At 72.7% G+C, this 24,397-nt stretch carries 18 protein-coding genes; 11 read left to right on the top strand and 7 right to left on the bottom strand.

Annotation, left to right across the window (positions count from 1 at the left end; genetic code table 11):
• Window positions 1-6: 6 nt before the first annotated feature.
• Window positions 7-444, bottom strand: a complete 438-nt coding sequence (locus LMH63_RS08190; protein WP_109678067.1) for a DoxX protein — start codon at window positions 442-444, stop codon at window positions 7-9.
• Window positions 445-632: 188 nt separating this feature from the next.
• Window positions 633-1,082, bottom strand: coding sequence for a hypothetical protein (locus tag LMH63_RS08195; protein ID WP_146205194.1), 450 nt, complete (start codon window positions 1,080-1,082; stop codon window positions 633-635).
• Between the two features lie 522 nt (window positions 1,083-1,604).
• On the opposite strand from LMH63_RS08195, the gene LMH63_RS08200 reads away from it, so the two are divergent.
• The 7 genes from LMH63_RS08200 to LMH63_RS08230 all read left to right on the top strand — a co-directional run bounded on the left by LMH63_RS08200 (window position 1,605) and on the right by LMH63_RS08230 (window position 8,873).
• A complete protein-coding gene (locus LMH63_RS08200; protein ID WP_158280342.1) occupies window positions 1,605-2,357 on the top strand; it encodes a sensor histidine kinase in 753 nt (250 codons plus the stop codon).
• A 160-nt stretch (window positions 2,358-2,517) separates the two neighbouring features.
• Entirely contained in the window at window positions 2,518-3,177 is a 660-nt protein-coding gene (locus tag LMH63_RS08205) for a hydrolase (protein WP_199225634.1), read from the top strand.
• Window positions 3,178-3,245: 68 nt separating this feature from the next.
• Entirely contained in the window at window positions 3,246-5,075 is a 1,830-nt protein-coding gene (locus LMH63_RS08210; RefSeq protein ID WP_109678061.1) for an amidohydrolase, read from the top strand.
• A 3-nt stretch (window positions 5,076-5,078) separates the two neighbouring features.
• Entirely contained in the window at window positions 5,079-6,713 is a 1,635-nt protein-coding gene (locus LMH63_RS08215) for an MFS transporter (protein WP_109678059.1), read from the top strand.
• Window positions 6,710-6,961, top strand: a complete 252-nt coding sequence (locus LMH63_RS08220; protein ID WP_109678057.1) for a DUF1427 family protein — start codon at window positions 6,710-6,712, stop codon at window positions 6,959-6,961. Before LMH63_RS08215 ends, LMH63_RS08220 begins: the two co-directional genes overlap by 4 nt.
• The gene (locus LMH63_RS08225; RefSeq protein WP_109678054.1) at window positions 6,958-7,131 is read left to right on the top strand and encodes a DUF1427 family protein; all 174 of its coding nucleotides are present in this window, start codon (window positions 6,958-6,960) and stop codon (window positions 7,129-7,131) included. The genes LMH63_RS08220 and LMH63_RS08225 overlap by 4 nt, the downstream gene beginning before the upstream one ends.
• Window positions 7,132-7,286: 155 nt before the next feature.
• Window positions 7,287-8,873 (top strand): VOC family protein, encoded by a 1,587-nt coding sequence (locus LMH63_RS08230; protein ID WP_109678052.1) that lies wholly within the window; start codon window positions 7,287-7,289, stop codon window positions 8,871-8,873.
• Here LMH63_RS08230 and LMH63_RS08235 read toward each other — a convergent pair.
• Together LMH63_RS08235 and LMH63_RS08240 are read right to left on the bottom strand one after the other, a co-directional pair.
• Complete coding sequence (locus tag LMH63_RS08235) at window positions 8,870-11,995, bottom strand: efflux RND transporter permease subunit (RefSeq protein ID WP_109678050.1); 3,126 nt, start codon at window positions 11,993-11,995, stop codon at window positions 8,870-8,872. The genes LMH63_RS08230 and LMH63_RS08235 overlap by 4 nt on opposite strands.
• Window positions 11,988-13,067, bottom strand: coding sequence for an efflux RND transporter periplasmic adaptor subunit (locus LMH63_RS08240; protein WP_158280341.1), 1,080 nt, complete (start codon window positions 13,065-13,067; stop codon window positions 11,988-11,990). The genes LMH63_RS08235 and LMH63_RS08240 overlap by 8 nt, the downstream gene beginning before the upstream one ends.
• Before the next feature lie 224 nt (window positions 13,068-13,291).
• Between LMH63_RS08240 and LMH63_RS08245 the strand changes: the two genes are divergently transcribed.
• On the top strand, window positions 13,292-13,903 hold the full coding sequence (locus tag LMH63_RS08245) for a TetR/AcrR family transcriptional regulator (protein WP_109678046.1): 612 nt from the start codon (window positions 13,292-13,294) through the stop codon (window positions 13,901-13,903).
• A gap of 69 nt (window positions 13,904-13,972) precedes the next feature.
• On the opposite strand, the gene gluQRS is transcribed toward LMH63_RS08245, so the two are convergent.
• Window positions 13,973-14,806: a tRNA glutamyl-Q(34) synthetase GluQRS gene (gene gluQRS / locus LMH63_RS08250; RefSeq protein WP_373317919.1), complete on the bottom strand. Its 834-nt coding sequence runs from the start codon at window positions 14,804-14,806 to the stop codon at window positions 13,973-13,975.
• A 451-nt stretch (window positions 14,807-15,257) separates the two neighbouring features.
• Here gluQRS and LMH63_RS08255 point away from each other — a divergent pair, with 451 nt between their 5' ends.
• Together LMH63_RS08255 and LMH63_RS08260 are read left to right on the top strand one after the other, a co-directional pair.
• Window positions 15,258-16,427, top strand: a complete 1,170-nt coding sequence (locus LMH63_RS08255) for a pyridoxal phosphate-dependent aminotransferase (RefSeq protein ID WP_109678042.1) — start codon at window positions 15,258-15,260, stop codon at window positions 16,425-16,427.
• A gap of 102 nt (window positions 16,428-16,529) precedes the next feature.
• Window positions 16,530-19,496, top strand: coding sequence for a hypothetical protein (locus LMH63_RS08260; RefSeq protein WP_109678040.1), 2,967 nt, complete (start codon window positions 16,530-16,532; stop codon window positions 19,494-19,496).
• A gap of 39 nt (window positions 19,497-19,535) precedes the next feature.
• On the opposite strand, the gene cysZ is transcribed toward LMH63_RS08260, so the two are convergent.
• Window positions 19,536-20,303: a sulfate transporter CysZ gene (cysZ, locus tag LMH63_RS08265; protein WP_229332761.1), complete on the bottom strand. Its 768-nt coding sequence runs from the start codon at window positions 20,301-20,303 to the stop codon at window positions 19,536-19,538.
• Window positions 20,303-20,692: a preQ(1) synthase gene (gene queF / locus LMH63_RS08270; RefSeq protein WP_109678036.1), complete on the bottom strand. Its 390-nt coding sequence runs from the start codon at window positions 20,690-20,692 to the stop codon at window positions 20,303-20,305. Before queF ends, cysZ begins: the two co-directional genes overlap by 1 nt.
• A gap of 95 nt (window positions 20,693-20,787) precedes the next feature.
• On the opposite strand from queF, the gene smc reads away from it, so the two are divergent.
• Entirely contained in the window at window positions 20,788-24,297 is a 3,510-nt protein-coding gene (gene smc / locus LMH63_RS08275) for a chromosome segregation protein SMC (protein ID WP_109678034.1), read from the top strand.
• Window positions 24,298-24,397: the final 100 nt, after the last annotated feature.

Below are 24,397 nucleotides of genomic sequence, written 5' to 3' on the forward strand. Positions count from 1 at the left end.
TTGCGGCTAGAAGCTCTCGGCCGGAGCGCCCGCGGCGCCCCGACGAGCGTCCAGGGCGAGCAGCCGATCCGCATCCCGTAGCAGGAACAGCATCAGCATTGCCGCCAGGGTCGGCACGCTGGCCCAGAAGAGATGGTTGGGCGACTGATAGGGGTTGGCCAGCTCCCCAAGGGTCACGAGCACAGAGGCAGTGTGCATCGCGAGAATGGCGCCGTAGCTCCAGAAGCGCAGCAGCCCGGCGGCGAAGGCCATGATGATCAGCAGTTGCACCCCTCCGATGCTCATCACGAGTGCAGTGGAAGCGATGTCGAAGTAGAAGGTCTGGAAGATCGCCTGGGTAATCTCCGGATGCAGGATCTTCTCCAGCGCCCAGACGGCCATGAAGGCCGCCATTGCCAGGCGCAGCGTGAGCAGTCCGAGCTCGAGCTTGCGGTTCTCATTCATGGGGACAGTCCTCATGTCGGTCCAGTGGAACCGGACGCCGTGCACCGGCGCCCGCACCGCCGTGCCCCGCGGCCGATGTGCGCTGCACTCAGCCAGGATCCGGGTCATCGGCAGCGTCAGCGTGTGGACCCAGGCAGCGGGGGTCTTCTGAGTTTCTGCAGGGCGTGGGGTCTGGTAGGGATCGCGGTCTAGCGGACGGTTCGCAGGTGCTGATCGACGCACACCACGCATGCCCCGGCCACAGTGCCCGCCGCGGCATACGGGCAGAGGAGCAGCCACTCCTCGCCTTCCACGGCGATCACCGAGTAGCGCACGCCGAAGAGGCGGGGGCGGGTGCCAATGACGCTCGCCAGCCCTCGGCGCAGGATTGTCTGGCGGGACAGGGTTTCGCTGAGGAGCGCGTCGTCGGGCGTGGGCCAGTGGTCGCGGGCGCTGCCGTCGGCGGTCAGCCGGAAGCCGTAGGTGTCGGGCAGGCGCAGATGGTCGATGCCACTGTCCTCAGGGTCGCTTCGGGCCTGCCACCGGCGCAGCGCGCCGCGCACCGCAGCGTCGCAGACCCGCATGGGTGCGAGCTCCCGCAGGCCCCGGGCCGCAATCCCGGCGATGGTTCCGGTGAGAAAAGGAGGACGCGCCACCATGGCTCACCCCCCGGCGAAGGGCGGCACGATCGCCCGTCCCGCGTCGGGCCGGCGCGGACTCGCGGCCACCGGTCCCGACGCCGGCAGCAGCCGCACGGTCGTCCGTGTCAGGTGAATGCTTGGTTGGCGGGGCACCGGCCGGGTGGGCCGGGGGCTGGGGCAGGGCGCGGATGCAGGGGCCGGTGTTGCGGCGTGTCGCTTCATGATCCGTCCCTGCGGCCAGCAGCGATTGAGTGGCCCCCAGCATATTCGCGCTCCGGCGCAGCCGGCTTTCAGATTTGTGGGCTCTCCGACTTCCCCGGCCGCCCCGTCGGTGGCGGCCTCTACCGGTGGCACGATCGTTGAAGATTCCGCAGCGGACCCGCGCCGATACTGCCGGCAAGCGCGCGGGCCATGGTGGGTCCGGGCGCCGGTCGGCCGCCACCTGGAGGAATCCGAATGGTCGAAGTCCTGGATCCCCAAGCAAAACAGAAGCCTGCGTCGCCGCGTCACAATGGCCACGACCGGTCCGACCCTCTCCCGATGATTCCGGCCTACGTCGTCGACGGGGCGTCGCGGCAGCCGCAGATGCTCAGCGGTGACACGCTCCGCCGGGCGACCCTGGCGCACGTCGCGCCCGCGGTCATCCACGAGCTGCGCCAGCCGCTGACGGCGATTCTGTCCAGCGCGGCGGGCTGCGAGCGGCTGCTGGCGCAGGACATCCCGAGCAGGGAGGCCCTCGCCGCGGGTATCGGCATGATCCGGCGCAACGCCGAGCGCGCCGTGGGCACCATGCGCTCCCTGCAGCAACTGTTCGTCGAGGGTGGCCTGCAACGGCGCCGTCTGGACCTCACAGGCACCCTCGCGGAGACGGCGGCGCAGCTGGCCGACCGTGCGCAGGACCTGGGCGTGCGGCTGGAGCAGGTTCAGTCAGTGGAGGCGCTGTGCGTGGACGGGGACGGCATCCTGCTCCGCCAGGCCGTGGTGAACCTGGTGGAGAACGCCCTCCAGGCCGCGGCCAGCGCCGACGGCGAGCCGGCGGTGCAGCTGCGGGCGGTCGGCGCGGAGCATCGCTGCCTTCGCGTGACCGTGGCCGACTCCGGGTCCGGCGTTCCGCCGGGCTGCGTCAGCCGCATCTTCCAGCCCTTCGTTACGAGCCGCAGCGAGGGCATGGGTATCGGCCTGTGGCTCGCGCGGACCATCGCAGAGGCCCACGGCGGCACCATCAGCGTGGGGCGGGACGCGGCCCTGGGCGGTGCCGCCTTCCATCTGGTGCTGCCCGCGGCAAGGGCCTGACCGGCCGCCCCAGCCAACGCCCGCAGAAACCTGAAAGACCGCGCCCCGTCGCCGAAGGATGCTCAATGCCAGTGGAGCGCGGGAGGCCGCGCTCCGCCGGCGCGGCCCCGGCCTCGGCCGGGCCGCGGCGACCAGGCCCTGACACCAGAGGAGACCCGGCATGGCCCATCCGATGCACGAGCAGCTGAGCCCCCAGAATTGCGCCCTGGCACTGATCGACTTCCAGCCGGCGATGTATCAGGGGGTCTACTCCCACGACCGCCTGGCCCTGATGCACAACGTCCAGATTCTGGCGAAGACGGCCCGGCTGTTCGACGTCCCGGTGACCCTGTCCACGGTGGCCCAGGACTCCTTCGCCGGCCCGTTCATGCCGGAGGTGACCGAGCTCTTTCCGCAGGCCGAGGTGATCGACCGCACCTCGATCAACAGCTGGCTCGACCCGAACTTCCGCCGGGCGGTGGAGGCCACCGGGCGCAAGCGCATCGTGGTGGCCGGCCTGTGGACGGAGGCGTGCGTGATGTTCCCCACGCTCGAGATGCTCGCGGCCGGCTACCAGGTGCACGTGCCCGCCGACGCCTGCGGTGACGTCAGCCCGGAGGCCCACGAGCGTGCCGTCCAGCGCCTGGTGCAGGCGGGTGCGGTGCCCATGAACGCGTTGCAGTTCACCTTCGAGCTGCAGCAGGACTGGGCGCGCCAGGAGACCTACGACGGCGTCATGGAGATCCTCAAGGCGCACACCCCCTACGGCATCCAGGTGCGGTTCTCGAAGTGGGCGCTCGGTGAGCACGCCAGCGAGGCGGGCGCCGCCGCAGCAGGCTGATCCGCCGCCCGTCCCGGGCCGGCGGCGATGCGCCGCCGGCCGGATCCCGCCAACGCCGGAGGCGCCCCATGGCCGAGCTGATCGCCGTCAACGGCCGCATCACCACCCTGGACCCGGCCCGCCCGGAAGTGACCGCCCTCGCCGTGCGCGACGGCCGCATCGTCGCCACCGGCGGCGAGGCCGCCTGCCGCGCCGCCCTCGGCCCCGGGCCGACGACCATCGACCTGCGCGGGCGGCGGGTGATTCCGGGGCTCAACGACAGCCACACGCACCTGATCCGCGGGGGCCTGAGCTACAACCTGGAGCTGCGCTGGGAGAACGAGCCGTCGCTGGCGGATGCCCTGCGGGCGCTCCGCGCCCAGGCCGAGCGCACGCCGCCGCCGCAGTGGGTGCGGGTGGTGGGCGGCTGGTCGGAGTTCCAGTTCGCCGAGCGGCGCATGCCGACCCTGGAGGAGATCAACGCGGCGGCGCCGGAGACGCCGGTGTTCCTCCTGCACCTCTACGCCCGGGCGCTGCTCAACCGCGCGGCGTTGCGCGCGCTTGGCATCACCCGGGAGACCCCCGACCCGCCCGGCGGCGAGATCCAGCGCGATCGCAGCGGCGAGCCCACCGGCCTGCTCATCGCCAGGCCCTCGGCGCTGATCCTCTACTCGACGCTGGCCCGCGGGCCCAGGCTCGCGCCGGAGGACCAGGCCAACTCCACCCGGCACTACATGCGCGAGATGAACCGCCTCGGCATCACCAGCGTCATCGACGCCGGCGGCGGCGGGCAGAGCTACCCCGACGACTACGCCGTCATCCGGCGCCTGCACGAGGCTGGCGAGCTCACCGTGCGCATCGCCTACAACCTCTTCGCCCAGAAGCCCGGCGACGAGCTCTCCGACTACGAGCGCTGGGTGGCGATGACCGAGCCCGGCGCCGGCGACGAGTGGCTGCGCATGAACGGCGCCGGCGAGAACCTGGTGTGGTCCGCGGCGGACTTCGAGAACTTCCTCGAGCCGCGGCCGGATCTCGCCCCGGTGATGGAGTCCGAGCTCGAGGCGGTGGTCGGCCTGCTCGCCGAGCGGCGCTGGCCGTTCCGCATCCACGCCACCTACGACGAGAGCATCGGGCGTTTCCTCGACGTCTTCGAGCGGGTGAGCGGCGGCGCGCCGCTGCCGGCGCGCTTCATCATCGACCATGCCGAGACCATCGGCCCACGCAACATCGAGCGCGTGCAGGCCCTCGGCGGCGGCATCGCCATCCAGCACCGCATGGCCTTCCAGGGCGAATACTTCGTCGACCGCTATGGCCGCGAGGCCGCGGCCGAGACGCCGCCGGTGGCCCGCATGCTGGCAAGCGGCCTGCCCCTCGGCGCCGGCACCGACGCCACCCGCGTCGCCTCCTACGACCCGTGGGTGGCGCTCTACTGGCTCACCACCGGACGCACCCTCGGTGGCCTGCCGCTGTATGGCGAGGAAAAGGTCCTGGGGCGGGAGGCGGCGCTGCGGCTGTGGACCGAGGGCTCGGCCTGGTTCTCGGGCGAGGAGGCGGTCAAGGGCACCCTTGTCCCCGGGCGTCACGCCGACCTCGCCGTGCTCTCGGCGGACTACCTGTCGGTCCCGCCGGAGGAGATCCGCCACATCACCTCGGTGCTCACCATGGTGCGCGGTCGCGTCGTGTTCGCGGACGCGGAGTTCTCCAATCTCTCCCCGCCGCTGCCGCCGGCAAGCCCGGATTGGAGCCCGGTCGCGGCCGGCCCGAGCCCGGCGATGCGGCGGCCTCCGGTCGGCGCCGGCCATGGCTGCGCCTTCCACGGGCACCAGCGGGCCATCGCCTGGAACCGGCCGTTGCCGCTGGCGGACGAGGTCCGGCATGCCTTCTGGGGCGCGCTCGGCTGCTCCTGCTTCGTGTTCTGAGCGATGGCGGTCAGCACCGGAAAGCGGGCGGGATCCGCCGCGGCCGGGGTGGCGGAATCGGCCTTCGCGCCGCTTCGGCATCTCGCCTTCGCCGTGCTGTGGACCGCCACGGTGGTTTCCAACATCGGCACCTGGATGCACGAGGTGGCGGCGGGCTGGCTCATGACGAGCCTCAGCCCCTCGCCGATGCTGGTGGCGCTGGTGCAGACCGCGACCACCCTGCCGGTATTCCTGTTCGCACTGCCCGCAGGCGCGCTGGCCGATATCGTCGACCGGCGACGACTGCTGATCATCGTCCAGACCGGGCTCGCGCTGACCGCCGCGCTGCTCGGCACCCTGGTGCTGGCCGGGGCGATGACGCCGATGCTGCTGCTGGCCCTCACCTTCGTCATGGGCATGGGTGCGGCGCTGTTGGCCCCCGCCTGGCAGGCCATCGTGCCCAGGCTGGTGCCCCGGGAGGACCTGCAGTCCGCCGTGGCGCTGAACTCGGTGGGCATCAACGTATCCCGGGCGGTCGGGCCCGCGATCGCCGGAGTGCTGATCGCGGCGGTGGGCCTCTGGGCGCCGTTCTTCCTCAATGCGCTCTCTTTCCTCTGCGTGATCGCCGCGCTCGTCTGGTGGCGCCCGGCGCCGGCGCCGCCCCGCTGGCTGCCGCCGGAGCATCTCATCGGCGCATTGCGCACCGGGTTGCGCTATGCGCGGGCGAGCGTGCCACTGCGCGCCACGCTCGCGCGTGCTCTCGCGTTCTTCGTCTTCGCCAGCGCCTACTGGGCGCTGCTGCCGCTGATCGCCCGGCAGCTGCTCGGTGGCGGCCCGACGCTGTACGGCGGGCTCCTGGGCGCCGTTGGCGCGGGGGCGGTAGGCGGGGCTCTGCTGTTGCCGCGGCTGCGTGCGCGTCTCGGCGCGGATCGGGTGGTGGCCCTGGGCACGCTGGGCACCGCGACCACGCTGCTCGGCTTCGCGCTGCTGCGCGAGCCCTCGGTGGCCGTGGTCATGAGCCTGATCGCCGGCACCTCCTGGATCGCGGTGCTCTCCAGCCTCAACGTCTCCGCCCAGACCGCGCTGCCCGACTGGGTGCGGGCGCGGGGGCTCGCGCTCTTCGTCACCGTGTTCTTCGGCGCCATGAGTCTGGGCAGCCTGGTCTGGGGCCAGCTTGCCAGCGTGGCGGGCGTTCCCGCGGCGCTCCTGGCGGCTGCGGCGGGCGCCGTCCTGGCGGTGCCGGTCTCCCTGCGCTGGCGATTGGGGCAGGGGGAGTCCATGGACCTCACGCCCTCGCTGCACTGGCCGGCACCCCCCGCAGCGGAGGCGGTGGATGAGGGTCATGGTCCGGTCCTGGTGACGGTGGAATATGACATCGAGCCGGTCCGGACCACCGAATTCCTCGCCGCCCTGGAGGGGCTCGCCAGCGAGCGCAGAAGGGACGGCGCCTATGCCTGGGGCATCTTCGAGGACGTCGCCGTGCCCGGACGCTTCGTGGAGAGCTTCCTGGTGGCGTCGTGGCTCGAGCACCTGCGCCAGCACGAGCGGGTCACACGGGCGGATGCGGAACTGCAGGCGCGAGTGCGCGCCTTCCATCGCGGACCGGATGGCCCGGTAGTCCGTCACCATCTGGCGCGTTCCCCGGGGGAGAGGCCATGAAGATCGCCATCGGACTGCTGCTCGGGTTCGTCATCGGCGTCGTCTGCCGGTTGTCCGGCGTCCCCCTGCCGGCGCCGCCGGCACTGCTGGGGGCCTTGCTCGTGCTTGCCATGACCACCGGCTACCTGCTGATGGAGCGCCAGGCGCAGCATCGCGGTGCGCGCCATCGGGAGCACTGCGGGGGACCGACCGGCCTCGCGGCCGGCCGCCGGGGTGGCGGCGACGCTGCAGGGGAGGAGCCACGATGACGGCGGCGCTCACCGGTATCCTGCTCGGACTCGCAATCGGCGCCGGCTGCCGCTGGTTCGATATCCCCTTGCCGGCGCCGCCCCGCCTCGTCGGTGCGCTGCTCGTGGTAGCCATGACCCTGGGCTTCCTGGGGACCGACTACGTGCTGACGCTGACCGCCGCGCGCTAGCGGGTGGTGGCCGCCGCCGGTCGCCCCCGGGTGGTCCCCGCTCAATACGCTCGCAGGCCTGAGCGCAGCCGTGAATCGGTGAGGTATGCGGGCGAGGCGTATGCTGCTCGCGCGGGGCGCTTTCTCCCCACTTTCGACCTGACCGGAGAGACGTCATGAGCGAGGGGCAAGCCGACCGCGTCGGCGGGATCCATCACGTCACCGCGATCGCCGGCGATCCGGCGCGCAACGTGGCCTTCTACACCGGGGTGCTCGGGCTGCGGCTGGTGAAGCGCACGGTCAACTTCGACGACCCCGGCACCTGGCACCTTTACTACGGGGACGGCGCCGGCAGCCCCGGCACCATCCTCACCTTCTTCCCCTACCCGGGGCTGCCCGCCGGGCGCCACGGCACCGGGCAGGCAGTGGAGGTGGCGTTCTCGGTGCCGGAGGCCGCCTTCGCTTTCTGGCTCGATCGGCTGGTGCGCGAGCGCGTCGACTTCGACGGCCCGGAGGAGCGCCTCGGGCAGAAACTGGTGCGCTTCCGCGACCCTGACGGGCTGCAGCTCGAGCTGGTGGCAGACCCGCAGGCACCCGACGCCGCGGGCTGGGACGGCATGCCGGTGGCGCCGGCGCACGCCGTGCGTGGCTTTCACAGTGTCACCCTTTGGCAGCAGGGCTATGAGCGCACCGCCCGGGTGCTGGAGGAGGCCCTCGGTTATCGGGCGGCCGCGGAGGAGGGTAGCCGCTTCCGCTTCACGGCGCGGGGCGACGCCGCGCCGGGGCGGCTGGTGGATCTGCGCTGCCTGCCGGACTTCTGGCGCGGCGGCCCGGGTGCGGGCACCGTGCATCACATCGCCTTCCGCGCCGCGGACGATGCCGCCCAGGCGGCGGTCCGCGAGCGCCTGGTGGCCGCGGGTGTCGACGTCACCCCGGTGCTGGACCGGCGCTACTTCCGCTCCATCTACTTCCGCGAGCCCGGTGGCGTGCTCTTCGAGGTGGCGACCGACCCGCCGGGCTTCGCCGTGGACGAGCCGCCGGAGCGCCTCGGCACCGAGCTGCAGCTGCCGCCCTGGCTCGAGCCGCGGTGGCAGGCCATCGCCGGCCGGCTGCCGCCGCTCGAGCGGGGCGCCGGCGAGGCGGACGAGGTCTTCGACTACCGCTTCCTCCCGGCGCGGCCGGAGGGGCCAGGCTTCGCCCTGGTGCTGCTTCACGGCACCGGCGGTGACGAGCACAGCCTGGTGCCCATCGGCGAGGCCGTGGCCCCCGGCGCCGCGCTGCTGAGCCCGCGGGGGCAGGTGCTGGAGCAGGGGCAGCCGCGGTTCTTCCGCCGGTTCGCCGAGGGCGTGCTGGACGCCGACGACCTGCGCAGGCGCGCCGGCGAGCTGGCGGCGTTCGTGACCCGCGCGGCGGTCCGGCACGGCCTCGGGGAGACGCCGCGCATCGCCCTCGGCTATTCCAACGGCGCCAACATCGCCGCCGCGACCCTGCTGCTGCACCCGGCGGCCTTCGCCGGCGCGGTGCTGCTGCGCCCCATGCAGCTGCCCCTCGGCCAGGACGAGGCGGGCCGGCTCGCGGGGCAACCTCTGCTGATCCTGGCCGGGCGCCGGGATGCCATCGTCCCCGCCGGCCATCCCGAGGCGCTGCGGGACTTCCTCGTCCGCGCCGGCGCCGAGGTGGAGCTGCGCTGGCTGCCGGGCGGGCACGGCCTCGCCGAGGAGGAGCTCGCCATCGTCGCCGACTGGCTGCGGGCGCTTTCCTAGGCGGGACGCGGTTCAGCGACCGCCCGGGCCGGGATGGGGCGGGCGCCGGGGCGTACCAGCAGCGCGAACGCGGCGGGCACGAAGTAGAAGGAGACGATGGTCGAGAGGAGCACGCCGCCGGCGATGGCGACGGCGAAGGGTGGCCAGAAGCCGCCGCCGGCGAGGATCAGCGGCAGGAAGCCGCCGAACGTCGTCACCGTGGTGGAGACGAGATGGCGCGCCGCGCCGGTGATGCCGTCGCGGATGGCGCCGGACTCGCCCCGCAGGGCCGCTGGATCCTCCTGCAAGGCGGTGAGCAGGATGATGGCGGCGTTGATCGATACCCCGATGGAGCCGATCACGCCGATCACCGCCTGAATGCCGAAGGGCAGCTGCAGCAGTACCAGCGCGAACAGGCTGAGGCCCATGGCGAGCGCGGCCACCACGGCCGTGAGCCCGGCGAGGCGGAAGGAGCCGAGGGTTAGGACCACGGTCACGATACTGAGGGAGACGATCAGACCCAGGGGCGCCATCAGGTTGCGCAGGGTTTCGCTGCGGGCGTCGGCATCGCCGCCGGCCTCGATACGGTAGCCGGGCGGCAGGGTCGGGCCGGTCTCCTCCAGGCGGGTCTGGACCCGGGTGAGCACCTCCTCCGGCAGCACGCCGCGGCGCACGAAGCCCTGCACGGTATTGATGCGCTCGCCGTTGCGCCGGTAGATGGTCGTCTCCGAGGGCACGAGCCGGGGTTCGCCGAGTGCTGTCAGGGGGATGGCGGGAAAGCCATCCGCCCCGATGCCGGCGGCCGGCAGCAGGCCCAGTGAGCTCAGGTCGGCCACGCTGCGGCGTCGCTCCGCGGCGAGCCGCACGCGAACCGGCAGCTCCTCGGTCCCCTCCACCAGCGAGCCGCCGGTAATGCCCTCCAGGGCGGCATCGAGCTGGTGCGAGGCCCTGTCCAGATCGAGGCCGGCGAGGCGTACCCGGGCCTCGTCGAGGTCGAGGGCCAGCTTGGGGGCGCCGGCACGCAGCTGCGTGCGCGCCAGCACGATGTCCGGATCCGCGGCCATGGCCAGGCGCAGCGAGTCGCCGAGCGCGCGCAGGGTACCGAGCTCCGGGCCCACGAGCCGCAATTCCACCGGTGCGTCCACCGGCGGACCCTGCACCAGCCCGCGAACCACGATCTGTGCCTCCGGCAGCGCCCGGTTCAGGGCCAGCTGCAGGCGGGGTATCACCCGCTCCGTGGCCGCCGGCGAGGTGGTGGTCACCAGCGCCTCGGCATAATGCGGCGCGCCGTCCCGGTCCCGCAGCATGTTGTAGTAGAACGGCGGGGCGCTCTCGCCCACCACCCAGTGAGCATGGCTGACCTCCGCCTCCGCGCCCAGCACGGCATCAGCCCGGCGCATGGCGCGCTCGGTCTCGGCAATGCTCGCGCCCTCGCGCAGCTCCAGCTGGACGTACAGCTGGTCGCGGTCGACACCGGGGAAGAACTGGGCCTCCAGGGTCGGGAATGCCGCGAACCCGAGCAGGGGCACGACGGCGGCCCCCATCAGGGCCACCACCGGATGCCGTACCGCGAGGCCCACGGAGCCCGCGAACCACCGGCCGAGGCGCCGCGGCCGGATGCCGTTGCGCCAGGCCCCGCCCTGGCCCGGCTCCGGGAGCAGGTAGCCCGCCAGCGCCGGAGTCACCGTTAGCGAGAGTAAGAGGGAGGCACCGAGCATGACGATCACGGCGATGGCGATGGAGCCGACGAAGTCGCCCGCCGGCCCCGGCAGCAGCGCCATGGGCATGAAGGCGAGTGCCGTGGTCAGGGTGGAGGCGATGAGCGGCGCGGTCAGGCGCCGGACCGCGTGGCCCACGGCGGCGACGCGCTGCCGCCCGGTGGCGAGGCCGCGCCGGATCTCGTCGGTCATCACGATGGCGGTGTCCACCATCAGGCCCAGCGCGACGATCAGCCCGGTCACGGACATCTGGTGGATCGGTACGCCCAGCCGCTGCAGCACCGCCAGCGAGAGCAGGCTCGCCAGCGGCAGCACGGCGGCCACCACCAGCGCCGCCCGCCAGCCGAGGGTCACCAGCAGCACGGCGACCACCAGCGTGACGCCGAGCAGCAGGTTCCGGAGCACGCCGCCTAGGCGCTCCGCCGTATAGCGACTCTGGTCGAACAGCAGCCGGTGCTCCAGCCCCGCCGGCAGTCGCGCCTCGAAGTCCGTGAGCTCCGCGCGCACCCGGGCCATCCAGCGGTCCACCTGATAGCCGTCGTCCATGCGCACGGCCACCAGGACGGCGCGCTCGCCGTCGGCAAAGGCCAGGCTCCGGGGTGGCTCCTCGGCCGAGCGCACGATCGTGGCGAGATCGCCCACGCGCACCAGACGGCCGTCATCGGCCGTGGTGACGGGCACCCGGGCGATGCGGGCAAGGCCTTCGATCTCGCCGGTCACCTGCACCGGCAGGTCCAGGCCGGTGCCGCGCAGCTGCCCGGCTGGGTCCTTGGCGTCCCCGGCGGCGATGGCCCCGGCAACGTCCCCCGCCGTGAGGCCGAGATCCTCCAGCCGGCGGGGGTCCACCTGCACGAGCACCTCCTCGTCCGGCGCACCGAAACGCTCGACCACCTCGGCGCCGGGTAGCTGGCGCAGACGGTCCTGCAGCGCCTCGGAGTAGCGGCCCAGCAGGGAGGGCGGGACTGCGTGGCCGTTCCGGGGGAGGATCGCGCTGATGGCCGTAAACGCACCGGTGCGCTCGGTATCGAGCTGCGGCTCCGGTACCCCCGGCGGCAGCGCCGGGCCGGCGTCGGCAAGCGCGTCCCGGATCTCTGACCAGACCTGTTCGATGCGGGCATCCTCGAGCTGGTCCGAGAGCTCGATGCGGATGCTGGAAATCCCGCGGCGCGAGGTGGAGGCGATATCGTCGATCTCGGGAATGCCCCGGAGCTCCGTCTCGATCTTCTCCGTGACCAGCGCCTCCACGCGCGCCGGGTCGGCGCCGGGGTAGGGTGTCAGTACCGTGGCGAAAAGGTTGGTGATGCTCGGGTCTTCCTGCCGCCCCATGGCGGCCAGGGCCGACAGGCCGGCGGCGATCACGAGCAGCAGGATCAACGCCACCAGCCGCGGGCGGCGGTAGCAGAGCGTCGCCAGGTCGTCAGCCATCGCTGGCGACCACGCTCACCGGCTGCCCCGGTACCAATCGGTGCGGCCCGGCGGTGACCACTGCGGTGCCGGAGCGGAGAGTGCCCCGCACGTAGGCCTGCTCGTCGCGAACGTGCAGCACTTCAACGGCCTCGCGCACCACCCGCCGTGCGCCGGGCTCGCCGTGCAGCGTCAGCAGCGCCCACAGGCCGCGCTCGGCCTCGGTCAGGGCGGCCAGCGGCACCCAGAAGCCGCTCGCCTGGATGCGCCGCGCATGGACGAGCTCCACCAGCTCGCCGTAGGGCGGCGCGCTGTCGGCGGCGACGTCGAAGATCGCCTCGACGGTCCGGGTGCCGCCACTGAGGTCCGGGCGCAGCGCCAGCAATGTGGCGGAAAGGCTGCTGGCGCCGCTCAGCAGGGTATGCCCCTCGCCGGGCTGCAGGGTTTCGGCGACGTCCGGCGGCACGCCGATGCGGGCCCGACGGGTCGTGGATTCGAGCAGGTCCAGCACCGGCGTGCCCGCGCTTGCGACAGCGCCCTCGTCAAGATGGCGGGCCGCGACCGTGCCGTCGTAGGGTGCCCGCAACTCGGATTTGCGCAGATCCACATCGATCGCGCGCAGTCCCGCCTCCAGCGTGGCGACCGCCGCCTCCAGCCGCCGCACCTCCAGGCGCGCCTCGTCGTCCGCTTCCGCCGAGGCGTGGCCGGCGGCGTGCAGGCGGGCGATGCGCTGCTGATCGAGCCGGGCGATCTCGAGCTGCGCCGTGGTCTCCGCCCGGCGCGCCAGTAGCTGGTCACGCTCCGCGCGGAGCCGATCCGTGTCGAGCCGGGCGATGACATCGCCGGCGTCTACCGCGTCGCCCTCGTCCACCCGCACCGTGGTCACGGTGCCGCCGCGCTCGAAGGCGAGCGCCGTGCTGCGCGCGGGCTCCAGGCGGCCGGCATAGCGCGTCTCGACCACATAGCCGGGCTCTTGCTGGACGCGGGTCACGGCGACGGGCACAGGGTCCGGCGCCGCCGGCGGCGGCTCCTCGGCACGCAGGTGGAACCACGCGCCGCCGCCGACAAGCAGCCCGATGAACCCGAGTCCCACCAGCGCCGCCCGGAGGCGCGTCCACGGGCCTGGCCGCGACTTGACCTCTGATCGGGGTGGCGGGCTCGGAACGGGTGACCCGGCGGGGGAGGGGGCGGCCATGGCGGGCTCCCGGCTGTATGTGAATTGGCTTAACATATGTAAGTCGCGCCAACATCGCAAGCGCTCGCTGCGGCCGCGCCCTGCGCAGGCGATCTGGGTTAACTTGTTGCGGGGAGGGCGGCATGACGAGCACGAAGAAGCGAGAGCACTATCACCACGGGGCGCTGCGTGAGGCACTGCTCGCGGCCGCCCGCACTCTCGTGAACGAGCATGGCGCGGAGAACTTTTCCCTGGCGGATGCCTGCCGCCTTGCCGGCGTGAGTACGGCGGCACCCTACCGGCATTTCCGGGACAAGCAGCACGTGCTCGAGGAGGTCACCGCGCAAGGGTTCGAGACCCTGACCGCCCGCTTTCATCAGGCCATCCGTCGCCACGGCAGCGGCACCATTGCGGCCATCGCCGCCATGGGCAAGGCCTATGTGGCCTTCGCCCGGGAGCAGCCGGCGGTGTTTCGGCTGATGTTCGGCCAGCAGCCTGCCCTGAAGGACGCGGAGCGGGTGGAGCGCTGCGGCCACGACTGCTTCGGCACGCTCGTCGAGCAAACGGCGCTGTACTGCGAGCGCCAGGGGCTGTCCGCCAACGTCAGCGAGGTCGCCGTCCAGCTGTGGACTTTCGTTCATGGCGCCTCCTCGCTCGCGATCGACGGGGATTACGACGAGGTGGCGCCAGGGCTGGACATCGAGCGCATGATCGATGACGCCACGCCGAATCTGCTGCCAGTGAAGCGCGGCTGAGGCAGGGCGGCTGCGGTAGCCATCGCCCCGGCGCCGGCTGCACACGCCGAAACGATCAGTAATTCCCGGTCAGGCGTACGGCGCGATGGCGTTCCGGGCCGGCAGGCGTTCCGGCCGCCATGCCCCGACCGCCCAGGCGAGCAGCTCGCCGGGCCGTGCGCCGGCCAGAGCGGGAGGTGGCGGCTGCCCGAGGAAGGCGAGCGCAGAGGTTACGGCTTCTCCGGGGCGCTCGATGTCCAGGGCCGCGCTGCCGACGCTCTTGCTGAGCTTGTGTCCGTCGGGTGCGAGGGCGACCGGCAGATGGAGATAGCGCGGGGTGTGGAGACCCAGAGCCGCCTGCAGGGCGACCTGTGGTGCGGTGGCTGCCAGCAGGTCGCCACCGCGGACCACGTCGGTGACGCCGAGCTCCGCATCGTCTACGACCATGGCCAGGTGATAGGCGAACAGGCCGTCGGCCCGCCGGATCACGAAATCCCCGACCTCGGCCTCGAGATCCACCCGTTGCGGGCCATGCCGTCGGTCGTCGAAGGCCGGTTGCAGCCCGCGGGTCAGCAGCCGCCAGGAGCGGGCCTCGCGGCCCGGTGGCAGGCCGGCGCGGCAGGTGCCGGGGTAGATCATGCCCGCCGGGCCGCGGCGGGCAACGGCGGCGATCTCGCGCCGGGTGCAGCCGCAGGGATAGGCCCGGTCCGCGGCCTGCAGCCGCGCCAGGGCGGCGGCGTAGGCCTCGTCCCGGGCGCTCTGGTAGACGACGGGGCCGTCCCAGGTCAGCCCACAGGCCTCGAGCTGGCGCAGAATCACCGCATCGGCCCCGGTCACCGCCCGGCCGCGGTCGACGTCGTCGATGCGCACCGCCCAGCTGCCGCCCGCGGCCCGCGCATCCAGCCAGCTGCCCACCGCGGCCACCAGCGAGCCAAAGTGCAGCGGGCCGGTCGGGCTCGGCGCGAAGCGGCCGACGTAACGGGCGGGTTTCGGGTTTCGCGTTTCGGGCTTCAGGTTGGGGCCTCCTCGTGGTTCTCCGGGGCCTGAACACGGTTTGCCGGCGCCGCGTCGCTCCTACGTTCGCGTGAGCCTGCGAAGCCCCGGAAAATGTCCCTGATCCTATAGAAGGCATTGTCTCGCTGTCGCAGGGCGGGCCTGCGTGGGAGCTGGTCTCCGACCGCGAATCGCCGCGCAGCGGCGTACCGTACCGCCCTCCGGGCGCTCTCGCGGTCGGAGACCGCTCCCACAGGGTGCACAGGCCGGCCGGGAGCTGACGATACTTTCGATGCGGCCGGAAAGGTCGAAACCGGAAGCCCGAAACACGCCCGGAGCGCCATTGGTAGACTCGCCGCACACGCCGTGCCCCGGAGGCTTCATGCCCGCGCCGCTGCTTGCCGCCCGCGCCCATCGGATCCAGCCCTTTCACGTCATGGCGCTGCTCGCCCGTGCCCGCGAGCTGGAGGCCGCCGGGCGGGGGATCGTGCACATGGAAATCGGCGAGCCGGATTTTCCGACCGCCGAGCCGGTGGTGGCAGCGGGTCAGCGGGCGCTCGCGGACGGCCATACCGGGTATCTCCCGGCGGCCGGTCTGCCGGCCCTGCGCGAGGCCATCGCCCGGCATTACGCGGACCGCTACGGCCTCGACGTCGACCCGCAGCGCATCCTCGTCACGCCCGGCGCCAGCGGCGCGCTGGTGGTCGCCCTGGCCCTCGCGGCGGACCCGGGCCGCAACGTGCTGCTGCCGGACCCCGGCTATCCGTGCAATCGCAATTTCGTCGAGCTGGTGGATGCATTGCCCCGGGCGGTGGCGGTGGGTCCGGATGACGACTATCAACTCACCCCGGCCCTCGCGGAAACCGCCATGGACGAGACCACCGCCGCGCTGGTGGTGGGCTCGCCGGGCAACCCCACCGGGACGCTGGCCACGGCGGAAAGCCTGCAGGGGCTGGCGGCCCTTGCCGCACACCACCGGGCGACGCTGATCGTCGACGAGATCTACCACGGGCTGCAATACGGCCGGGAGCCCGCCCAGGCCCTTGCCCACGCGCCGGAGGCCATTGTCGTCAACAGCTTCTCCAAGTACTTCGGCATGACCGGCTGGCGCCTCGGCTGGATGGTGGTGCCGGAGGCCTGGGCGACGCCGGCGGAGAAGCTGCTGCAGAACCTCTTCATCAGCGCCTCGGCGCCAGCGCAGTATGCGGCCCTGGCCTGTTTCGGCGAGGCGGCTCAGGAGATCTTCGAAGCCCGCCGCGAGGCCTTCCGCCAGCGGCGGGACTTCCTGCTGCCGGCGCTGCGGGCGCTCGGCTTCCGCATCCCCGGCGAGCCGGCCGGCGCGTTCTATCTCTACGCTGACGTCAGCGGCCTGACCGACGACAGCTTCGCCTTCGCCGGCGATCTGCTGGAGCGCTCCGGTGTGGCCGCGACGCCGGGTCTCGACTTTGAGCGCACCGCCCCCCAGCGGCATCTGCGGTTCGCCTATACCACCAGCCTCCCGCAGCTGGAGCAGGGCGTGGAGCGCCTTGCGGCGCATCTGGCCAGCGGCTGACGGGCAGCGCTCGTCGGCCCGACAGGTCAGGCCCCTGGGCCATGCGTGCGGCGGCTGCTAGCGTTTGCGCACGTGCGCAACACCCATCACAAGGAGCGTGCCATGTCTCCCCGCCCGCTGCTCTGCCTCTGCCTGCTTGCCTTCGCCGTAGCGGGGCTGCGCCTGCCGGCGGCTGCCACCGTGGTGCCCGCGGACACGCTGGCGGTTATCGGCTGGTCGCCGTCGCCGCAGGCGGAGCGTGCCCCGGCCGCCCTGCGGGAGGAGCTCGCCGCGCTGCCCTGGGACGAGGCCGGAGAGACCCTGGAGGCGCTGCTGGCCCATGCTGCCGCCGGGGAGACCGTCGGGCCCCTCCGGGGCGTGGCGCGCACGATGCAGACCCTGTTCACCGAGGCGGGTCCGGTGGACGGCGTGATTGCCGCCTGCCCGGCAGCCGGCGCGGTGCTGGAGGGCGAGCGGCTGCCGCTGCCAGTGGGCGGGTTCGCCCTGGCCGCCGGCGCTCCGGAGCGCCCCGCCTGGTTTGCGGCGCTGGGCGGGCTGGCCCTGGTGGCACGCTTCGATGCCGAGGGCATGGCCCGGATCGGGCGGCTGCTGGATGCACTGGCGTCCTGCGAAGGCCTGGCCGGCCGGTCCCTGACCGACGGCGACGCTGCGCTGCGGCTGGACGTGTACCGGGCCGGCGGGCTGCTGCCGCTGGCGGTGGGCCGGGCGGCGGACGTGCTGGTGCTGAGCGCCAGCCCCGAGCGGGCCCGGGCCCTGCTGGAGCGGGCGCTGGCCGAGCCCGAGGCGCCGCTGCTACCGGCCATGCCCGGCGCCGCCGGGGGGCTGGCGGTGGACCTCGACTTCGCCGCCGCCGGACGGCTGCTCGCCCCGGACGCCGAGCGCCATCCGGGTGCGGCGCGCCTGGCCGCGACCCTGAACACCCTTGGCCACTTCCAGGCGCGCCTCGGCAGCGAGTCCGGCGGCCTCGCCAGCCGCAGCCGGCTGGCGGTGAACCCGGACGGCGGCGACGCTGCGCTGCGGGACCTGCTGCTCTGCCGGGACTGCGCCGTGGACCCGGACGTGGCCGCCCCCGCCGGCACGGTCGGGGTAAGCAGTCGGTACCTGAATCTGAGCGGCTGGCTGGACTATGCCGACGGGTGGGTCCGCCATGCCTCCGGCGGGGAGCAGACGCTGCGGGGCTGGCTGACCAGGGAGTACGGCCTGGACCCGGACGCACTGCTGCTCGACTGGATCGGCGACGAGGTGCACCGGATCGAGCTCGCCCCCCTGGACTCCCGGCTCGGCTCCCTGGTCTGGCTCCCGCCCCAGGCGCTGGTGCTACCGGTCACCGATGATGCGGCGGCGCGGGAAGGGGTCGAGGCGTTGCTCGAGGCACTCGCGGCGTTGCCGCTGGAGGCGATGCTGGCGGAGCGTGCGGGCGCCGATCTCGGGATGCTGGCCTCGACGCAGTGGGCGCGCCGTGAGGCCAGCTACCGTGGCGTCGACGTCACCAGGCTGCATGCCGGGCCGTTCGCGAGCCTGGCCTGGGCGGTGGCGGACGGCCGGCTGATCCTGGCGACACCGGCGCGCGCGATGGAGCCCATGCTGGACGCCGTCCTTGCCGGCGAGCGTCCCGCCGGGCTGCCGGTACGCGGCGGCGCGCCTGACGGCGCGCACGCCATCGCGCGTGTGGACGGCCCGGCCACCTACCGCGGACTGGAGGAGCTGTTCGCCGCCCTCGCGCAGCCGGCGGCCTACGTCACGCGGCTCGGGCTCGAGACGGCTACCGGCGGCGTCGGCTCGCAGGCGGCGGGCGGCGAGACCACCGTGGGTCCGCTGGCGGGGCGCATCAGCCTGCCCGAGGGGGCCACTTCGGTCAGCGTCGAAGGCGTGCTGGCGCCGGCGCAGGGAGCGGGGCGGCATTTCCGCCTGCAGGGCCTGCCGACGGACCGCCCGGTAACCGTCGAGCTGACCAGCGATACCTTCGATACCTACCTCTCCCTGATCGACGTCGACGCCGGCGGGATCGTGCGCGAGAACGACGACGCCCCCGACACCAGCCGCTCTGCCATCACCTTCTGGCCCCGCCAGGGCACCGACTACTGGGTTCGGGTCGGCAGTTACGGCGATTCCGGGGCCGGCCCCTATCGCCTCGCTGCCGCGGTGGCGGAGCGTGCGGCCGATCTGCCGGCGCCGGCCGAGTCGCTGGACGTCAGTGACGGGCCGGCCAGCGTATCCGGCACCCTCGGCCCGGAACGCCGGCCGCTGCTGTACCGGCTGGAGAGCATGGACGAGCCGCGTGAGGTCAGCGTTGCGCTGGCGAGCAGCGCCTTCGATACCTACCTCTACCTGGTGGACCCGGTGACCGGCGCTGTACTGGCCGAGAACGACGATGCGCCGGACACTACCCGCTCGGCGCTGGAATTCGTGGCGGAGCCGGGCCGCGAGTACTGGCTCCAGGTGGACAGCTACCAGGGCGGTGGCGCCGGTGCGTTCACCCTGAGCGCCAGCACCGGCCCGGCCGCCAGTGCCGCGCCGGAGGTACTGCAGCCGGTGGCCACGGAAGAGATCGAACCGCAGGGGCTGACCGTGGGCGGCGAGCCGGTGACCGGCCGTCTCGGCGGCGCGGCGGCCGCGCCCGTGCAGCAGGACTACGCCATGGACGGGCTGGCGCCCGGCGACCGGGTGCAGGTGGACCTCGAGGCCGGCGCCTTCGACACCTACCTGTACCTGATCGACGCCGCCAGCGGCCGCCTTCTCATGGAGAACGACGATTACGCCGGCAGCCTGGACCGTTCGCGGCTGACCTTCCGGGTGAACCCGGAGCGTGAGTACGTGCTGCGGGTGGGCAGCTTCGGCGGCGAGGGCACGGGCCCCTTCCGGCTCGAGCTGACCCGCCTCGCCACGGCTGGTGCCGTGCCGGCGGAGCGCCCGGCGCCGCCCACATTCGGCGAGCTGCTGACGCTCTACGGCCTGCTGCCCGACGCCACCGGCGTCCTCGCCCGGCACCTGGCTCCGGGCGGTGGTTACGGCGTGGTGGAGGGCGACACCGTGCGCAGCGAATCCGTCCTGCCCTGGCGCGAAGACTAGCCCGCATATCTCACCGATTCGCGAAGCGAGGGCGTCTGCTCAGGCCTCGCGGTGGCTGTTCTCCACGGCCAGCAGCGTCGCGCCGATGACGCCGGCGGGCATGGCCACCAGGTTCAGCCCCGGGATCAGCGTCAGGGCGAGGATGCCGGCGCCGAAGCCGAGGTGCAGCAGGCGCTGGCCGCGCAGGTGCTGGCGCTGGGCCCGGAAGCTCAGGCCGCGATTGCCGAGGGGGAAGTCCATGTATTCCAGCGCCAGGATCCAGGCGCCATAGAGCGCCCACAGAAAGGGCGCCGCAAGATTCGCCACCGGCACCACGAACAGCACCAGCAGCGGCACACCGAGCAGAGCGAAGTAGGCGATCTTGCGCAGCTCGCCGCCGAAGGCCCCGAGCACCTCGGCGGTGAACCCGGCGCCATCGCCGGCGGGCGCCCGGCCCGTGGCCTGCTGCTCCACGCGGGCGGACAGCCAGCCGTTGAACGGCGCCGCGATGAGGTTGGCGAGCGCGGTGAAGGTGTAGAACATCACCACCACGGCGGCGAGCAGGAACAGCGGCCAGAGCAGCCAGCGCGCCAGCAGCGCCAGGAATTCCAGGGTCTGGCTCCACCAGCCCTCACCCGAGAAGGTCGATGGCTCCGGCAGCAGCCAGGTCAGCAGGGCCTGGTACTGGGCCCCGGCGAACCAGAACAGGCCCGCGAACACCAGCACATTCACCCCGATGGGTACCCAGACGTAGGGCGCCAGCCAGGGCGCGGCCAGCAGCCGCAGGCCACGGGGGACGTAGCTGACACCGCGCAGGAAATCGGTCATCACGGCAGCGTCACCGGCACGGGCGGCTCCCAGCCCGGGGCACGGTGCTCCGCGACGACGGTGGTGTAGATCCCGCCGCGGACGTTGAACACCCCGCGCACGCGCATGAACCGGGGTGCGGTGGCCGCCACCAGGTCGCCGAGGATGTGGTGGGTAACCGCCTCGTGAAAGGCGCCCTGGTCGCGGAACGACCAGATGTAGAGCTTGAGGGACTTCAGCTCCACGCAGTGGGCCTCAGGGACATAGTCGATCTCCAGCGTCGCGAAGTCCGGCTGGCCTGTCTTCGGGCAGAGACAGGTGAACTCAGGGATGCTGAAGTGGATGGTGTAGTCCCGCTCGGGGGCCGGATTGGGGAAGGTCTCGAGCGCGCGGGAGGGCTGCGTGGTCATGGACGTCGAGTCTCCGGACAGAGGGCGATTTTCGGCAGGATCGATAACGCGGTATTTTGACCGGCTGACGCCACCGCCGTCGAACGGACGCCATCATGCGCCTCAGCAAGATCAAGCTCGCCGGCTTCAAGTCCTTCGTGGACGCCACCACGGTGCCCCTGCCGGGGCCGATCACCGCGGTGGTAGGGCCGAACGGCTGCGGCAAGTCCAACATCATCGATGCCGTGCGCTGGGTGATGGGCGAGAGCTCCGCCAAGCATCTGCGCGGTGGCTCCATGGCCGATGTCATCTTCTCCGGCTCAAACAGCCGCAAGCCGGTGGGGCTGGCCAGCATCGAGCTGGTGTTCGACAACAGCGAAGGCAGCCTGGGCGGGCAGTATGCGGGCTACAGCGAGATCTCGGTGCGCCGGCAGGTCAACCGCAATGGCCAGTCCGCCTATTACCTGAACGGCACCCGCTGCCGCCGGCGGGACATCACCGACGTCTTCCTCGGCACCGGGCTCGGGCCCCGCAGCTACTCCATCATCGAGCAGGGCACCATCTCGCGGCTGATCGAGGCTCGCCCCGAGGAGCTCCGCGGCTACCTCGAGGAGGCCGCCGGTATCAGCCTCTACAAGGAGCGCCGGCGGGAGACCGAGCGCCGCATCCGCGACACCCTGGACAACCTCGAGCGCCTGGAGGATGTGCGCGACGAGGTCGGCCGCCAGCTCGAGAAGCTGGGGCGCCAGGCCGAGACCGCCGAGCGTTACCGCGCGCTCAAGGCCGAGGAGGCACGGCGCCGCGGCGAGCTGCTGCTGCTCCGCCGCCAGGGCCTGGAGGCGGAGCGTGAGCGCCTGCGCGGCGAGCTCAACGAGCGCGAAAACGCGCTGCAGGAGAAGATCGCACGCCAGCGGGCGCTGGAGCGCGAGGCGGAGACGCTACGCGCCCGCCACGCCGAGGACAGCGATCGGCTGAACGAAATCCAGGGGCGCTACTACGGACTCGGTTCGGATATCGCCCGCATCGAGCAGCGCATCGCTCATCGTCGCGAGCTGCGCGAGTCCAGTCAGCGCGAGCTGGAGCGTAACCGCGAGGCGCTGGGCGGCACCGAGCGGGAGCTGGAGGACGATCGCGAGAAGCAGGCCGTGCTCCTGCGCCGGCTCGAGGAGCTGGAGCCCGCCCTGGAAGACGCCGACGAGCGGCTGGAGACCGCCGAAGCGGAGGTACGCGCCGCCCGGCAGCGACTGGACGCCTGGCGCGAGCGCTGGGACGCGCTGACCGAGGCCGCGGCCACCGCCGGACGCAACGCCCAGGTGGAACGTACCCGCATCGAGCAGCTGGAGGCCCGTCTCGCCGAGCAGCAGCGCCGGCGGGAGCGCCTCGCCGCCGAGGCGGAGAGCCTCGCTGCCGGTGGTGACGACGCCCTGGAGACCTGGCGCGAGGAGGCGGAGACGCTGGCCGAGGATCGCGCCGAGCTGCAGGCGCAGCTGGATGAGGTCCAGCAGCGGCTGGGCCATCAGCGCAATCAGCTGCGCGGGGCCGAGGAGGAGGCGGAGCTCGCCCGCGCCGCCCTCGGCGAGGACCGCGCCCGGCTCGCCTCCCTCACCACGCTGCAGGAGGCGGCGCTGGGCGCCGACGCCGAGCTCGCCCGCTGGCTTGAATCGCTGGGCCTGCAGGACGCCGAGCGCCTGGGCGAGCGGCTGCAGGTGACACCCGGTTGGGAGCAGGCGGTGGAGGCCGTGCTCGGGGACGCGCTGCAGGCCAGGGTGGTGAGTGAGGCCGCGCTGGATGCCGGGCAGGCGGCGGCCCTCGGCCATGGCCGGGCCATGCTGTTCGCCGGCGGCGAGGCGTCCGGCGCGGCGCCGGCGCCAGCGGTGGGCACGCCGCTGCGCGAGCTGGTCTCGGCACCGTGGCCACTGGACGACCTGCTGGCGGCGGTGTACGCCGCCGAGGACGACGCCGAAGCGGAGCGGCTGCTCGCCCGGCTCGGCCCGGAGGCCTCCGTGGTCACCCCCGACGGGCGCTGGCGGGGCCGGCGCTGGATTCGGGTGCGGGCCGCGGACGACGGTGCCGGGGCCGGCGTCCTCGCCCGCGGCCGTGAGATCGAGCGTCTGCGGGAAGCGATCGGCGAGCACGAGGAGCGCCTCGCCGCGGCCGAGGCCGCGGCCGGTGAGGCACGTCAGGCTCTGGAGAGCGTGGAGGCCCAGCGCGAGGACGCGGCGGCCGAGCTCGCGGAGCTGGACCAGCGCCTGGCCGGCCTGCAGGCGCGCATCGAGGGCGAGGAGCGGCGGCAGCGTGAGCGCGGCGAACGGCGCGCGGCCCTTGCCGAGGAGCGTGAGGATCTGGCCGAGGCCCTGGAGAGCGGCGAGGCCGAGGTACGCGCTGCGCGCCGGCGCCTGGAGGCGGCGCTGGAGGAGGGTGAGCGCCTGGACGGCGAGCGCGAGCGCCTGAACGATGAGCGCCTGGCGCACCAGGATGTCGTGGACCGGGCCCGGGAGGCCGCCGAGGCGATCCGCGCGGAGCGCCACGACCTGGCGCTGCGTCTGGAGAGCGCAAGCACGGCCCGGCAGTCGCTGGAAGAGGCCATCGCCCGCCTCGAGCGGCAGCGCGGCCAGCTCGAGGCGCGCAACCGGGAGCTCGATGCCGCGCTGGCCGAGGTGGCGGACCCGGACGACAGCCTGGAGCAGGAGCGCCAGGACTTGCTGGCGCGGCGATTGGAGGTGGAGGGCGAGCTCGGCGAGGCCCGTTCGCGCCTGGAAGCGGCGGATCACCGCCTGCGTGAGCTGGAGCAGGCGCGCAGCGCGGTCGAGGCCGAGGTGACCGAGCTGCGCGGCAGCGCCGAGTCCGCCCGCTACCGTGACTACGAGCTGCAGGCCCGCCTGCAGACCCTGGACGAGCAGCTCGGAGAGCTCGATCTCTCCCGTGCGGACCTCGCCGAGGGGCTGCCCCAGGCGGCCACCGAGGCGGAGTGGGAGGCCGAGCTGGAGCGTCTGGATGCGCGCATCCGCCGGCTCGGGCCCATCAACCTTGCCGCCATCGACGAGCATCAGGCGCTGTCCGAGCGCAAGGGTTACCTGGATGCGCAGCAGGCGGACCTGAGCGAGGCGCTGGAGACGCTGCAGGACGCCATCCAGCGCATCGACCGCGAGACCCGCAACCGCTTCCGGGACACCTTCGACAAGGTCAACGCCGGCCTGCAGCGGCTGTTCCCGCGCCTCTTCGGCGGCGGCCAGGCGTATCTGGAGATGACCGACGACGATCTGCTGGAGACCGGCGTCACCATCATGGCGCGACCGCCGGGCAAGCGGATCACCAACATCCATCTGCTGTCCGGTGGCGAGAAGGCGCTCACTGCGGTCTCCCTCGTGTTCGCCATCTTCGAGCTCAACCCGGCGCCGTTCTGCATGCTGGACGAAGTGGACGCCCCGCTGGACGAGGCCAACGTCGGCCGCTTCTGCGAGCTGCTCGGCCAGATGTCCGGTCAGGTCCAGTTCGTGGTCATCACCCACAACAAGACCACCATGGAGGCGGCGAGCCACCTCGCCGGCGTCACCATGGCCGAGCCGGGGGTGTCGCGGCTGGTGGCGGTGGATGTGGAGGGGGCGGTCGAGCTGGCGGACGCTTAGCTTCCGCCAGCTCGACAGTTCAAAGTGGCAAGTTCAAAGTTCAAAGCTGCCGCTCTTGGCACTTGGGCCGGTGTGGGCACCTTCTTTGAACTTTGGACTT

Source organism: Spiribacter halobius (assembly GCF_020883455.1).
Classification (GTDB): Bacteria; Pseudomonadota; Gammaproteobacteria; order Nitrococcales; family Nitrococcaceae; genus Sediminicurvatus; species Sediminicurvatus halobius.

Coding starts and splice junctions, on each gene's coding strand:
- LMH63_RS08225 (WP_109678054.1), top strand. CDS start 6,958: ATGACGGCGGCGCTCACCGGTATCCTGCTCGGACTCGCAATCGGCGCC.
- LMH63_RS08230 (WP_109678052.1), top strand. CDS start 7,287: ATGAGCGAGGGGCAAGCCGACCGCGTCGGCGGGATCCATCACGTCACC.
- LMH63_RS08235 (WP_109678050.1), bottom strand. CDS start 11,995: ATGGCTGACGACCTGGCGACGCTCTGCTACCGCCGCCCGCGGCTGGTG.
- LMH63_RS08260 (WP_109678040.1), top strand. CDS start 16,530: ATGTCTCCCCGCCCGCTGCTCTGCCTCTGCCTGCTTGCCTTCGCCGTA.
- LMH63_RS08205 (WP_199225634.1), top strand. CDS start 2,518: ATGGCCCATCCGATGCACGAGCAGCTGAGCCCCCAGAATTGCGCCCTG.
- LMH63_RS08200 (WP_158280342.1), top strand. CDS start 1,605: ATGATTCCGGCCTACGTCGTCGACGGGGCGTCGCGGCAGCCGCAGATG.
- LMH63_RS08195 (WP_146205194.1), bottom strand. CDS start 1,082: ATGGTGGCGCGTCCTCCTTTTCTCACCGGAACCATCGCCGGGATTGCG.
- smc (WP_109678034.1), top strand. CDS start 20,788: ATGCGCCTCAGCAAGATCAAGCTCGCCGGCTTCAAGTCCTTCGTGGAC.
- queF (WP_109678036.1), bottom strand. CDS start 20,692: ATGACCACGCAGCCCTCCCGCGCGCTCGAGACCTTCCCCAATCCGGCC.
- LMH63_RS08245 (WP_109678046.1), top strand. CDS start 13,292: ATGACGAGCACGAAGAAGCGAGAGCACTATCACCACGGGGCGCTGCGT.
- LMH63_RS08220 (WP_109678057.1), top strand. CDS start 6,710: ATGAAGATCGCCATCGGACTGCTGCTCGGGTTCGTCATCGGCGTCGTC.
- LMH63_RS08210 (WP_109678061.1), top strand. CDS start 3,246: ATGGCCGAGCTGATCGCCGTCAACGGCCGCATCACCACCCTGGACCCG.
- LMH63_RS08215 (WP_109678059.1), top strand. CDS start 5,079: ATGGCGGTCAGCACCGGAAAGCGGGCGGGATCCGCCGCGGCCGGGGTG.
- cysZ (WP_229332761.1), bottom strand. CDS start 20,303: ATGACCGATTTCCTGCGCGGTGTCAGCTACGTCCCCCGTGGCCTGCGG.
- LMH63_RS08255 (WP_109678042.1), top strand. CDS start 15,258: ATGCCCGCGCCGCTGCTTGCCGCCCGCGCCCATCGGATCCAGCCCTTT.
- LMH63_RS08190 (WP_109678067.1), bottom strand. CDS start 444: ATGAATGAGAACCGCAAGCTCGAGCTCGGACTGCTCACGCTGCGCCTG.